The organism is Paenibacillus ihumii, from assembly GCF_001403875.1.
GTDB classification, from domain to species: Bacteria; Bacillota; Bacilli; order Paenibacillales; family Paenibacillaceae; genus Fontibacillus; species Fontibacillus ihumii.
The window spans coordinates 532,155-546,095 of sequence record NZ_LN884298.1; the positions used below are offsets into that span (position 1 = coordinate 532,155).

The 13,941-nt window shown below is 48.9% G+C and carries 7 protein-coding genes and 2 riboswitches; of the genes, 1 reads left to right on the forward strand and 6 read right to left on the reverse strand.

Annotation, left to right across the window (positions count from 1 at the left end; translation table 11 throughout):
* Positions 1–77: 77 nt before the first annotated feature.
* From hprK to BN2762_RS07335, 3 genes are all read right to left on the reverse strand, one after another.
* Positions 78–992 carry an HPr(Ser) kinase/phosphatase gene (gene hprK, locus BN2762_RS07325; protein ID WP_055106355.1) on the reverse strand — a complete coding sequence of 305 codons (915 nt, stop codon included), beginning with the start codon at positions 990–992 and terminating at the stop codon, positions 78–80.
* Between the two features lie 239 nt (positions 993–1,231).
* Positions 1,232–5,017, reverse strand: coding sequence for an isopeptide-forming domain-containing fimbrial protein (locus BN2762_RS07330; RefSeq protein ID WP_074048584.1), 3,786 nt, complete (start codon positions 5,015–5,017; stop codon positions 1,232–1,234).
* 66 nt (positions 5,018–5,083) lie between these two features.
* Positions 5,084–5,542 (reverse strand): L-type lectin family protein, encoded by a 459-nt coding sequence (locus BN2762_RS07335; RefSeq protein WP_055106357.1) that lies wholly within the window; start codon positions 5,540–5,542, stop codon positions 5,084–5,086.
* 685 nt (positions 5,543–6,227) lie between these two features.
* Here BN2762_RS07335 and BN2762_RS07340 point away from each other — a divergent pair.
* Complete coding sequence (locus BN2762_RS07340; protein WP_055106358.1) at positions 6,228–6,863, forward strand: class D sortase; 636 nt, start codon at positions 6,228–6,230, stop codon at positions 6,861–6,863.
* Positions 6,864–7,019: 156 nt separating this feature from the next.
* Here the strand turns inward: BN2762_RS07340 and BN2762_RS07345 are convergent, their stop codons facing one another.
* The 3 genes from BN2762_RS07345 to BN2762_RS26470 form a co-directional block, all read right to left on the reverse strand.
* Positions 7,020–10,445, reverse strand: a complete 3,426-nt coding sequence (locus BN2762_RS07345; RefSeq protein WP_055106359.1) for an LPXTG cell wall anchor domain-containing protein — start codon at positions 10,443–10,445, stop codon at positions 7,020–7,022.
* A gap of 278 nt (positions 10,446–10,723) precedes the next feature.
* Positions 10,724–11,524, reverse strand: a complete 801-nt coding sequence (locus tag BN2762_RS07350; protein ID WP_055106360.1) for a transglutaminase-like domain-containing protein — start codon at positions 11,522–11,524, stop codon at positions 10,724–10,726.
* A gap of 13 nt (positions 11,525–11,537) precedes the next feature.
* A riboswitch (cyclic di-GMP riboswitch) is annotated at positions 11,538–11,625 on the reverse strand.
* A 144-nt stretch (positions 11,626–11,769) separates the two neighbouring features.
* A riboswitch (cyclic di-GMP riboswitch) is annotated at positions 11,770–11,856 on the reverse strand.
* 303 nt (positions 11,857–12,159) lie between these two features.
* The gene (locus BN2762_RS26470; RefSeq protein WP_262362799.1) at positions 12,160–13,938 is read right to left on the reverse strand and encodes an isopeptide-forming domain-containing fimbrial protein; all 1,779 of its coding nucleotides are present in this window, start codon (positions 13,936–13,938) and stop codon (positions 12,160–12,162) included.
* Between the last annotated feature and the right edge of the window lie 3 nt (positions 13,939–13,941).

Here is a 13,941-nt window from a genome sequence, read left to right on the forward strand (position 1 = left end):
TTGCTTTATACATTTTAGTCGATAAGCCCCGTCGATTTCAGCAATCGTTGGATCAACGCTGCACACTGCGTTTACGACTACTGCATTTCATTCTCGATCCGCTTCATGAACTCTTCAGCGGCGCTGTAGCCCAACTGCTTGAGGTACCAGTTGTTTGCCGCTGCCTCAATCAGACCCGCCACATCGCGTCCCGGCTGAAGCTGGACTTCGATATGCGGGATTTTGACACCGAGATATTCTGTGAATTGCGGCTCTACCTCCAGCTCATTATTCAAGGAATTTTCCTGCCATGGGGCTAATTCGATGTCGAGTACAATTCGCGTCTCGTCTTGAAAGGCTCTGCGCCCATATTGCCGTACAACATTGATCAAGCCGACACTGCGCAGCGCGAGGAATTCCCGAGTAGTTTCATTATGTGTCCCGAGAAGAGTTGCCGGGCCAAGCTTCTTGAGCACCACAATATCGTCCGCCACGAATCGGTGGCCTCTGCGGATAAGCGTGTGGGCTGTTTCGCTCTTGCCGATCCCGGATTTACCCCGAAGCAGGATGCCTATGCCCGAGACATTTACGCACACCCCATGGATGGATATTTCTGGCGCAAGTGCCTTGACCAGATAGCTGTCCAGCTTGGCAATGAACTCCGTTGTCGTCTCCGTCGTCCGCAGCAGCGGAATCCCCTCCTGATCGCAGAACAGGATTAAATACGGGATCTCCTGCTGCCCTGACGTCACAATAAAGCATGGCGGATGATACTTGACGATATTACCGATATGCAGCTTGCGTTCCTCTACGGTTAGTGTCAATAAATAAGTAATTTCCTTGCGGCCGAGCACCTGCACCCGTTCCATTGGAAAAAAATCAAAATACCCGACAAACTCCAGCCCGGGCCTATGCGTCCTTGGACGTGTAACTACACGATCCATGCCGTTGGCTCCCGCAAGCACTTCCAACTGGAATGTTTCCTTAAGCTTCTGAACAGTGATTGTCTTCATGTTGTTCTCCTCCTGCGGCTAGGGCGTCCCGTTAAATACGCCTGATATTCAATAACGCGATTCCGGATATATTCAACAGCCAGCAGGCTGGTTCCTGCAAATTTTTGTCTCCAGAAGGCCGGCCTCTGAATTAGTTCTAACAGAAGTATACATAAAATGAAAAGGAACCGGATTTCTCCGGTCCCTTACTACATATCTTAGTAACTTGTGCCGCCCTAATAAATCGGGGCTTCTCTTCTTTATGCCCTTTTTCTTCTGATCAGGAACAGGCCTGCTAGCAGAAGGATACATCCAGCCAGTAAATAACTATACATATTTGTAGCTGTATTTGGCAATTTGCTGCCTGTTCCTTCGCGATCCCCAGACTCTAGGTTCACAGAGTCACTCGAGGAACCAGATTGGCCTGTCTGCCCAGATCCATCGGATTCACTGGTTACGTCAGACTCACCGGCTGCGTCAGCGCCGCTAGAAGAACCGTTTTCTCCAGATGGATTGGAATCTGCAGCCGTATCCGAATTCTCCCCTTCCGGGTTGTTCGGATTTCCGGAAGAGGACCCATCATTCGTATCCCCTGGAGTACCTGGAATACCCGGGTTATTTCCGCTTCCATTTCCAACGATGATGTCTTCATACGGCCGGTCCGAATTGGTCAGGTTATCTCCGGCTACTACTCCCGTGTTGCGAATCGTCTGACCGGCTTGGCCGGATACTAATTCAGCCTGGAAAACGATCGAATGCCAGCTCAAGTCCGCAATGTCGCCAAACCGTCCGCTGACTTTACCGTCCACATAGGAGCCTTTATCGCTATCCACGGCATCCGTTACCGACTGGCCGTCCACCTTCAAGCTGCCTGCCACATATTTCAGCTCCGCAGGCAGAATGTCCGAGATAACGAGGTTCGATACATGGCTTCCGGCAACGGTGTTGCGAACGGAAATCGTGTACTCGATCGTATCGCCGACTTCAATGACTCCACCATGGATATCCCTCAATGTTTTACGCGACTCGATGACAGGGGCAGGCGTAGTCACATCGGGCGGTGTTACATCTGGTTGTGTTACATCTGGCGGTGTTACTGGAGGATCAACAGGCGGATCGATCGGCGGATTGACAGGCGGAGTACCGCCCTCCTCAACCGTAATTTCTTTTGTTGGCCGGCCTGGCTCGTCAATATTGTCCCCGGTAATCTCTCCGGTATTTCGGATCGTCTGGCCTGCATTTCCTACGATCTTCGCCCGGAACTCAAGCGTATGCCACTTCGTATCCCAGATCTCCCCAAAGTGGCCGGCTACCTGATCTGAGGCATAATGACCGTTGTCATTATCATAGTCATCGGTGACCGGATTGCCATCCACCTTCAAGCTGCCCGGAATAAATTCCAGCCCTGCCGGCAGCGTATCTGATATCACCAGGTTGTCTATATAAGTATCGCTGACTACTGTTCTTGCCCGAATCGTATAAATGACAGTATCGCCAACTTCAAAGTTGTCCTTGCCCGCTTCGAGGTTAACTGCAGACTTCTCTGAAGCGATGATCGGCTTGCGCGGATAGACCTTTATCTCTTCTTCCGGCATACTTGGCACTTGGATACCATCCCCGCTGACTACTGCAATATTACGTATATTCTTGCCAGCTTGTCCCGATTGGATAACCGCATTAAACTCAAGCGTCCGCCACTCCATGTCCTGAACATCGCCGAATCCGCCGTAAACGGCACCGGTCACAAAATGGCCGCTATCATCGCCCTCTGCATCAGTGACGGGGCTTCCGTTCACTTTTAAACTGCCCGGCACGTACTTCAAGCCTTCCGGCAAGGTATCCGTAATTTTCAGGTCCGATATTAAGGAGCCGTTTACCAAGTTTCTAGTCTGAATCTTGTAGGCCACCGTATCGCCGACTTCAAACGTGTTCTTTCCAGGCTCGAGGTTCACTGCGAACTTCTCCGATTCCAGAATCGGGTAGACCTTCACTTCCTCCTCGGCCCTGCTAGGCGTATCGACGTTCTCACCGCCAATGATGGCGATATTTCGAATATTCTTGCCGGCTTGTCCCTCTTCAATGACCACGGCGAATTCAAGCTTATGCCAGTTCGTATCCGTGATATCCCCGAATAAGGCGACTACCCGGCCATCGGCATACAGACCGCCGTCATTGTCATTTCCGGCATCGGTGACAGAATTGCCGTCAACCTTCATGCTGCCCGGTACATATTGCAGCCCTGCCGGTATATCGTCCGATATGACGAAGCTGCGAACCAAGCTGTCCTCAACCGTGTTTCGTGCCTGAATTGTGTACAGAAGCGTATCTCCCGGTTCAGGATGGTCAGGGTCCGTGTTTCCAGCCGCCTTCAACAGAAGGGCAGCTGTTTTGCTGGATTCAAGGTCAGGAGGATTGGTACGGACCAGGGTCGTGGTTTCATTGGTTTCTATTTGTTCCTTCGTGTCCGTTAACAAGTTATCATAATGGATCTGAGCCTTGTTTCTAATTTCCGGATTCCAAGCGTTGGATAGAACCTTTACCTTAAATTGAACCGTAACGCCATCCGCTAGTTGGCTTGTATTCGCCAAATTGCCTAACTGAATGCTGACCTTGCTGCCGTCGAACTGACCTTCATCCGTATCAGCTGCATCCGTAAGATCTTTGATCGCTGATTCCTGGATTAATTTCATCGAGCCTGGAACATATTCCGTTCCTTCCGGAATGAAATCCGTGACGCTCGTATTGGCGGCGATATCTCCGCCTTCATTTTTGATTTGAATCTCATAGGTTACTTCATCACCGATGTTTACTTCCTGTGCAGATGCCGTCTTGCTGGCGACCACACATGGTTCTGTTCCAAGGAAAATATCGTCCAGATGATTGCCGTGCCCAATGGATCCATTGGCCGTCGAGACTGCCTCAAACCCAAACCTTGTCACTGTCTGGCCTGTCGGAACCGTGTAGATGCCCGAATAAGTTCCCCAAGCCGTATTGTCATCAGACATCCGCTTTATGACCGATGTATCATAAGGATCGGCTGTTGCCGGGCCAATACGAAGCTGCATCGTATCAACACCGTACAGACCTTTATGTGAAAGCCTCCAATAAATCGTCTGTCCAGGTGTTGTCTCAACGTCTTGATATAACATGCCATCTTCTACAGCATTTAGTTCTGCATAACGATTACCATGCTTTGGAGCGGGTTGTTGTGTAACGGTAGGATTCGGATAACCTTGAGCATAATCCCATATTTCGATTAAGTGAATACCCGGACCGGCCGCCTCATCTGTTGTCTTCCACCCAGGCACCTCGGATTCATAGAACATAAACGGGCCATTGATTGGATCAAAAGACCCCTGTGCCGGCCCATCTTCAAAGCTGCCATTAATCAGCGCTACTCTATTTGGACAGATGTCCAACGGAGGCGGAACGGAGTCCGTCACTTCAACGGTAATCCTAGCCTCGACATTCTCGCACTTGCCGTCACTGACGAAAACGGAGAATTCGTCCACACCGGTAAAACCCGAGTCCGGCGTATAAATCCAGGTTCCATCGGAATTGACGATGACATTTCCGTTCCCCGGAGCCGTACCTTTGCTATATGTCAAAGGGTCTCCATCCGGGTCTGTACCGAATAATTGCCCAGAGACGGGCGTATTTACCGCCGTAGCCCTTGCGTCATCTGGAGCGGTTGGGGGCTGGTTCACTTTATAATCATTTGGCGAATCGAGAGTATCAATAGGTGCGTACTCATTTACAAAATACCAGCTATGGATATCATGATACTCGTAATATGGTTCTCCAGTTGATGCGGTAAAACCGGCATAGAACGATTTCCCGCCAAACACGCTGCCAAGATCTATGTCACTGACATCTAATATTTTGCTTGCACTCGCCCGATCTGGCGATGTGCCTAGATGAACCTGTACATTCTGGTTTAGACCGTCGTAGTCGATCCATGTATAATACAAGGTTCCATCAGATAATTTATATTTCGGACCGCTATACGTATCTAAGTCTGTATACCAGCCCGGCTTATTTGCCACCTCCCATTTACCGCAAGCCCAATATAGTTCGCTGAAGGATCACTGTAGACATCGTTTTCAAAGGTGTCATTTCTTAACAGCAAAGCTAGGTTGTATGCCGTAGTATCCCAAGCTGCCACCATATGCCGGCTGACTGGTCGTGCCCGTCTGGATCGTAAAGGTCAAACCGTCGCTTGGGCCTTGAGGACTGTGATTACTCATTCTAAATGAAAAGGCTGTACTGAATGAATAATCGTATCTGGGACATAGTGCAGTATTATTAAATACGGCTCCACTTTTTAGGGCGGAATTCGGCGTCAATCGGATAAAATTCGTACCATCGGCAACCTCGGCGTCACCAGATACGGTAAATAATTGATTGAACGCATCTCTGGAAAATTCATCAAATTTAAAATTCAGCCATTTGCTATTTGCTGTATTCGCTTCTGCATCAAGCTGGTATAAAGGCACAATCTGACTAAACAAAATGATGAAGGCAGCCATCAAATACTTAAAACGTTGACTGATTTTCGATTTTCTGTTCATTGTTTCCTCCCTATCTTCCAGTGGGAAGGCTCTAAAGCCGTTCCAAGGGGTGCGGGCAAAGGCAGTGAATCGCTGCTTGCAAGCTTAAGTTCTTCCTTGATTACTGGACGCCGGCACCATTCGACGTTCCCCTCTCCTCTTCTCGACTCTATGAATCGCTTCGATCTTGCATGTAATGCAGGGAGACACACAATAGAAATTCCGCCTTTAAGGGGCTCGGATTTGATCAGAGCAGCATTCATTATGTAATCGTTGTCATGCTTTTTTGATCATCACCCTCTTGCTTTAATAGTTTAGTTGCGATTCGCTTAGGTGAGAGAGGCCACTTCTTTTAAAATCATTAAATCGAGAGGAACCCCGCCCTAAACCATCACAATCACTATTTATTTTATTCTATAGAATTTCAAAATACGACATAATTCTACATTTTTCCTGCCCTCAAACAAAAAAACAATCACTTTATACTAAGATTATAAACCGTTGGACCTATAGAAGAGTTCCTCACGCCCTTCCCGAAAGGCATTTTAATTAAAGAAATTGATTGTCCAGGGCAACCCAAATAGACTGACTTCTGCAGTCACTGGATTTTGAGGGTATAGAACAGTAAAATTGAATGATAAATACATAGAATTCAAAAGGCTTCATGAGATCGATAAATCGTTATAGACGAATCGGAGGAGCTAACATGCGAAGAATATTAGGGACACTATTAATACTAGCGGGCATGGGGATCGTAGCCTTCGCTGCGTTTCAATTCATCGAACATCGAGTGAATATGCAGGAAGCCATGGCAGAAGCGAACACGCTTATTCGCCAATCCAGCACAGTAGATCCTTCCGCTGATGAACATGCGGATCAAGCAACCTATCAGAACCAGTTACTCGCCAGAGCCAAGTTTGACCCGCAGCTGGACGAGGTGATCGGAGTGCTCGAAGTCCCCAAGCTGGAAGCGGAGCTTCCAATCATCGAAGGCACGGAGGAAGAGATGCTTGCAAGAGGAGTGGGTCACTTCAGCGGTACAGCCTTTCCAATGGACAACGAGCAAATTCTGCTGTCGGGACATCGGGATACCGTATTTCGTAATTTTGACAAGTTGGCGGTGGGGGATCGTTTTATCGTTACACTGCCTTACGGAACGTTTGAATATGAGATTAAAAGCACAGATATCGTCGATAAAGACGATACATCGGTCATTCGTTCTATGGGGACAGAGGTGCTGGTGGTTTCGACCTGCTATCCGTTCCGTTATGTAGGAAATGCGCCAGAACGGTTTGTTTTCTACGCTTATCCGGTCGAGGGCGAAGACAGCCGTGATTCCTGATGGAGCAGAACTCCAACTCCGGCAGGATGTGCTCCGGCAAGATATGCAACCGTGATATTGATGACGATTCATGCAGCTTCATTTGATGTCGCCTTCTTTCAGATATCAAAACGGCCCCCCCTGTCCGAGGACAAGAGGAGCCGAAGCACCAATGCATTATGGTTTCATGGTTGAACGTTTACGGATTAACCAAATCCCGAGAGCGATCAACCCAAGACCCGATAAATAGAACGGATAATGGCTTGCTTCACCAGTTTTCGGAAGCGTCGCTACCGGAGTCTTCGATGTCTGGGTGTTCGGTTCCGGCTTCTTAGGTTCTGGCTCGCCGCGAGGAGTATCCTCCTCTTCGATGTCAACGGTAGGTGTTTCTGGATCGTCCGTTGGAGGCGTTATCGGTTCGCCTCTTGGAATGTCCTCATCCGGCACTTCTACTTCACTAGATGGCGGCCCTGGATTGGACGGAGTTGTTGAAGAATGTCCCGGATTGCTAGGACTTCCTGGATTCGACGGAGTTCCCGGGTTGCTTGGATTACCCGGATTGCCAGGGTTTCCAGGGTTTCCAGGATTGCCTGGTTCAACAGGCTCTTCTTCCTTACTGTTCGTTATAGTGAGCTTCTTTACATTGCCTTCGCTTGTGATACTGGAGTCGATCTTTACGTCCCACGTTGCCTGCTCGATTTTATATCCTTCCGGAGCTGCCAGCTCCTCCAGAATATAGTCATCATACAGCAGTTTCGTAAACAGGATTTTGCCTTCCTCATCCGTTGTGTCTACGATCGGCGTTCGTTTGCCTGCTTTATCGTAAAGCGCAAACTTCGCACCGGCCAACGGCTTCGTTTCATCATCCTTATCAACCTTCGTCACTTCCAGGCTGCCCGTTACGCCGCCTCCTGAACCTGAACCGGAGGAAGTACGGACAACAACCTCTTTCGACGTCTCCCTAATCTCGGTGGTCAGCTGATCTCCTTCGAGCGATACTTCATTTGTTACAGCTTCTTTATCCTCTGCGATAATGAACGACTGATATTCCAAAATATAAGCCGTGGAAATATCGTCTGTGAACTTCAATTCAAACTTCTCATGATCTCCATCAAGCCTAGTAATGGTTAGCGTGTAGTCCGTTCCTTTTGTCAGCTCTTCAGCTTTGACCGCTTCACCATTTTCACTAATCTCGGCTTTGTACAGATGGAATGAATCCTCAATCAAAATTTGATTCGCACTTGGATGGTCGATAATTGTGGCGTTGGAAATATGCGATTGGCCTTCATTGATTCGAATCGTCCAATCGATTTTGTTTCCGTTCTGGCCACCATCCTTCTTCACATATTCGCCGCCGTGAGGAACCGTCACGCTGGCATTCCATGTCGCTTCCTTATCATTGCCATCCCACAGATCAGCAGTATTATCGATATGCTTGACAATCAACGTACCCTGCAGCGATGTTTTGAACTCGACCCAGTATGAGGCTGTGATCGGGTTGGTAAAACGAATGGTCAGCTTGTTGCCGTTCGCTTCAGACGGTTCTGTTACCTCATATTCAGACGCTTGAACCTCAGTTCCCTTTGTAACTCCATCCCGTGCTCCCGTCAGCTTCATCTCGTAGACCTTGACCGAATCTGGCACAAGCTTCTGGTTATGCTTCAGGACATCGGTTACGATCGCTTCGTCCAGCGAGTCAAGATTGTAATTCAGCTTGATGTTCCACGTAATCTCTTTGTTGACAGGATTGTAGCGGCCATCCTTCCCCCCGTTGTTCTTCGTATAATTATCAGGAGAGAAGCTCGCTTGCCGCTCTATTGGCCCTTTTGTCTCGCCGCCCTCAATCCACGTCATGGAGGCTTTGTTCACAAAATTCGGCTTGCCTTCCTTCAGCCAGGCGATGTTAAACTCGGTTTTATACTCGATCGTATAGACGGTGTCAATCTTGGAGAATTCGATTACAAAGCCGCTGCGTTCATCGTAGTCAAGCTTATAATCGCTCTTATCAACGACTTTCCCGTCCGCTTTGACGATCAATGACTCCGGATCGAATTCGAGCCCTTCGTTCGGGAAGGTATCCGTGATCACTACCTTCTCCATGCTGTACTTGCCGCCGTCTGGCCGCTTATCGCCGTTGACCGTAATAACCCACTTCGCCGTTTTGGTGGCAAAGTTGACGTTCTGGGCTTCTTTCACCAGAGCACGGCTGGATTGGCCAGGAGCTGTCACTTCTTTGGTCGATTCACCCGATACGACTTTGTTCTTCACCGGCTTACCATCGGCGCTCAGCCGATCGACTGGCTTCGTCTGATAAACGATGGTATACGGCGATTCGATATCCTTCCCGAATTGGAGACGGAATCCATTCGTACCTTCCGGATCAGCGGTGTACTCACCCCGTGGCACCAAATGGCTGTCTTCCGTCGAATTCCCGTTATACACCTTCAACGAGTCCTCGATCCATGTATGATTGCTGCTAAATTCATCCGTAATAACCGCTTGCTCTTGCGGAATCTTCTTCTCATTGAAATTGTATTTCACAGTCCAAGTGATGATTCCGGTATCCCTGTCTTGGCGATACGATTTATCCAGGAACTGGCCTCGGTTCACTGATACGGAAGCTTTCGATTTGGCATCCTCTATCCCGTCGCCAGACAGTACAGCGGTGTTCTCAAAGCGCGACTGCTCGCCAGTAAGCTTCGTCGAAAAACGAATCTCATAGGCTTTGCTAATCGTCTCATCCTGGAACGCTAGCTCCAGTTTGGCGCCTTCGTTCGTCTCTACGGAATATTTGCTGGCCTCTACCTTATTGCCAAGGGCCGTCGATCCATCGCCATTAACCTGCAGGTGGTAGACCTCTACAGAATCAGCGATAAGCTCCAAGCCTTCTGGCATCGCATCCGTGACAACCGCATGCTTGATTCTATCCAGTGACTTATTGACCTGAACGGTCCAATCGATCCGCTCTTTGCCAATCGCTTGCCCCTGCTTATCAATCAGAGCGCCGCTCTCCGGCTTCAGATTGACGATAATGGTCTGTACTCCGGTTTTGATGGGAATAGCAATAATGACCTCCGTACTTCCTTTAAGAACTTCCTTCTTAAATTCCGTACGAATTTCCAGCTTGCCGCTTACATTGGAATGACTCTCCACATAACGGTTGAAGGTCATAACCACTTTCCCGTTCCGATCGACCTTAAACCGGCCGACTTCTTCTTCACCAGCTCTAAGTGGTTCGTCAATATCCGTAAAAATTTCAAACTGCGACGGCAGCTCAAAGGTAAATGTATCTCCATCCTTGTAGCTGTGTCCGTTCGGAAGCTCCCACTCGTAGCTGAGATTGACAGCGGCGCCTATGTCCAGGCTGCTGTCCGGATGATATACCGCATCAATCACGGTACCGTTCGTATCGGTTAACACGACTTTAGTTAGAATATTGTCCGTATTGGCGACTGGCGCTGGCGGGTTATCAGCGTTTAGCTTCAATCCATATACTGATTCCGACACGCTTGCCCCTGCATTGGCCGTCCAAGCAGATGCGCCAAACAACGATTGAATCAGAAGCAGCAGCGCCACAATGATTCCACTTACTTTTTTCTTCATGATCTCTCCCTCAGACTCTCCATCACCCTTATAATATTCGGTTCCGATTCTTGCTTACCGTGCGCAAATCGAGTCACACACCTATTGGATGCATGCCGATAAGGGACTTTCTAATCCACCACCTCCGCTATGCCTTATTACGCACGATTCATGTGCCTATAATTTCCCTCAGAACCAAGGGGTTTCTTGCATTATATCTTCCAAAACTATACAATTTCTCAACAAACTCAAATAAGCCTTGGACTTAGCGTCCAAAGCTTAGTTATATCATACACGAATTAGTAAAATTTGTCTGCCATATAGCGGGAGGCGTCTTTTATCATTTTGAACCCGTATCCACTGCTTCTCCAGCTTGCATCGACGGTAGTGTCAATGGTAACCCACTGCCCGTTCAAGTAAACCTCATTCCAGGCGTGGTAAACCTCAACATATTCCGACGTTCCCATGACAAGCTTTGTTGGAATGCCTATGCTCCGCAGCATGGAAGCGAATAGGGAAGCATAATCGTAGCACATCCCTTGCTGTCCAGAAATCGTGCGATTGTTATCAGGAAGGTAGCCCGTCAGCTCGCTGGATGCAAGAGCATGATCGTACTTGATTGTCCCGATAATATATTCATAAACAGCCTGTACTTTCTCTTCATCGGATTGGAGAGACCCGGTCAGCTTCTTCGCAAGCTGAACTGCCTGATCCCCTTCGCTCCAATTTACATTTTGTACAGAGTTCAGGAACACCTTGCTGTCGTTCGTCAGCTGAAGCGTAACTGCCGCTTCCTCCACAAGCTTGTATCTGGTTCCGCCAACTTGCTCCAGAACGCTTACCGTGTACTCGCCGTTGCCCATCTGCAGCGGAAATGTCTCCTGAGGCTTGTCCGCCGAAAGCTCATATGTATACTTGTCCTGCCCTTTCGTGATCATGAGCTTCGTTCTGACGCCAGGCTGCACATCATATCGAATGACAACTGCGCCATGGTCCAGCTGCTCCAAGCCCAGCCAATCCTCAAATGGCGCAGCTTGTATAACCGGAGCCCACATCAATAACACAAAAAGTCCTACAATAGCGAATACTGCATTGCGCATACTGTAAACTCCCTTCGGTGGCCAGGCTACCATTGACATAGCGTCAAGAAGGTCCTATAGCTTTGCGTCCTTGCCTTTCGACAAGTTTGCCATTATCGTAATAGAGTTTCACAGATTACTATGGATGTTGGTCCTACTAAGAAACGTCGATCAATAGTTTCAAAGTGGACTGACCGCAGTTAGCGGCAGTTTCTCTAGTGAGGATAGAATTCTATAATCCTAGAAAAACAAAAAAAGCATCTTCGTTCGGTAGCTGGCTGCCATTGACATAGCGTCAAGAAGGCCCTATAGCTTTGCGCCCCTGCCTTTCGACAGGTTTGCCGTTATCGTGAGTAGCTTTTATGTATCCATCGTACCAAATTTCTCTATTTCCAGCAAGAGATAAATCGAATTTTGTCACCTTTTACATAGAATAATTTTATTAGATTTGCTCCTTTCAGAATCAATCAGGCGGGGGGAACAGAAATTATGAAATAAATCCCTCTAATCAGGTGCTTAGCCTCCTTCCCTACTAGAGAGGAAATCATATCTTAATCTACAAAAAAGAAAAAGGAACCGAAGTTCCTCGGCCCCCCTTTCGCATATAAAAACTAGCAGCCCCTCTAGTAAATCTGGGGCTGCTAGTTCCTATATCTCTATGCCTTTCTTCTTCTTAACAGGAACAGTCCTGCAAGGAAGAGAATACATCCTGCCAGCAAATAGCTGTACATGTTTGTAGCTGTGTTTGGCAGTTTGTTACCCTTGCCTTCGCTATCTCCAGACTCTACATACGCCGAGTCCTTCGAAGTACTAGACTGGCCAGACTGGCCAGATCCATCCGCTTCACCGGCTGCAGCCGATTCACCAGCTCCGCCGGTTCCCCCGGATTGGCTCGAACCCGTGGATCCCGTATCCGAATCTTCCTCGCTTGGATTCACATTACCGGAAGAAGCTCCATCCTTCGGATCTCCTGGGGTACCAGGGATTTCTGGGTTGCTTCCGCTGCCGCCATCAATAATAATCTCTTCACTCGGACGATTCGGAGTAATCAGGTTGTCTCCATGGATTACACCAACATTCCTGATGACGTTACCCTGTTTGCCCTGAACAATCTTCGCCTGGAACTCTAGCGTATTCCAAGCCATATCCGTTACAGTTCCGAATCTCGCTGTGACCGTTCCATTCGCATATTCGCCTCTGTCGCCGTCGGCTTGATCCGTTACAGCAGCGCCGTTCACCTTCAATGTGCCTGGCACATACTCCAGCTCTTCAGGGAGCTGGTCCGAGATCACCATGTTCGTGACTTGGCTGCCTGCAACCGTGTTGCGGGCTCGGATCGTATACTCGATCACGTCACCGACTTCAATGCTGCCTCCATTCAGATCCCGTGCAAATTTCTCGGATTCAAGCACCGGAGAGCGCGGCACATCTACTGAACCGCCGCCACCACCGTTTCCACCACTGTTACCCGGGTCTACCGGTGGGTTAACAGGAGGATCGACTGGATCTGTCGGTGGGTCAACGGGATCTACCGGGTCGACCGGCGGATCAACGGGTGGATCTACCGGAGGATCTACAGGATCCACGGGTGGATCGACGGGATCCACTGGCGGATCTGGCTCGGGCTCAACAACGAACTTCTCCGTCGGCTCGCCAGGCTGAACGATGTTGTCCCCTTTCACCAGCGCCGTATTTTGGATCATCTGACCGCCTTGTCCTTCTTGAATCACGGCCTGGAACTCCAGCTCATGCCACTCCATATCCGTTACATCGCCAAACCAGCCGTAGACTTGCCCTGTCACTGCATAACCCGCATCGCCGTCTTGTGCATCAGTGACAGATCTGCCGTCCATCTTGAGGCTGCCCGCAACATATTCCAAGCCTGCCGGCAGCGTATCTGTAATCGTCAGATTCTCCAGAGCGCTATCATTGATTACTGCTCTCGTACGAATCGTATAGGAGATGATGTCCCCGACTTCATACGTAGCCTTCGTTACATCCAAGTTCCTTACGATTTTCTCCGATTCAATCTGCGGATTACGTGGATATACCTGCACGTCTTCTCTCGGTCTGTCCGGCGTACTGACATTGTCGCCATTTACTTCGGCGATATTAATAATATCCTTGCCCGCTCGGCCTTCTCCAACTACGACTTCGAAAGTTACAGTATGCCATTCCTTATCCGTCACATCGCCAAATCGTGCAACGATGTCTCCATCCACATTATGACCGGCATCATCACCTTCTGCATCTGTTACAGCTTGGCCATCAGCGGTTAGTGTGCCCGGTACATATTCCAATCCTTCCGGAATGGTGTCACGGATCGTAAGGTTTTTAATCAAACTGTTGTCCACCGTGTTTCGAGTCTGAATCGTGTACAGCAGCGTGTCTCCTACTTCCGGATGAGCTGCGTCTGCATTCCCCGGGGCTTTAATTTT

Bases quoted from the DNA above. Each gene is read 5' to 3' on its own strand.
- hprK (WP_055106355.1), bottom strand. From the start codon at position 992: ATGAAGACAATCACTGTTCAGAAGCTTAAGGAAACATTCCAGTTGGAA.
- BN2762_RS07335 (WP_055106357.1), bottom strand. From the start codon at position 5,542: ATGAACAGAAAATCGAAAATCAGTCAACGTTTTAAGTATTTGATGGCT.
- BN2762_RS07340 (WP_055106358.1), top strand. From the start codon at position 6,228: ATGCGAAGAATATTAGGGACACTATTAATACTAGCGGGCATGGGGATC.
- BN2762_RS07345 (WP_055106359.1), bottom strand. From the start codon at position 10,445: ATGAAGAAAAAAGTAAGTGGAATCATTGTGGCGCTGCTGCTTCTGATT.
- BN2762_RS07350 (WP_055106360.1), bottom strand. From the start codon at position 11,524: ATGCGCAATGCAGTATTCGCTATTGTAGGACTTTTTGTGTTATTGATG.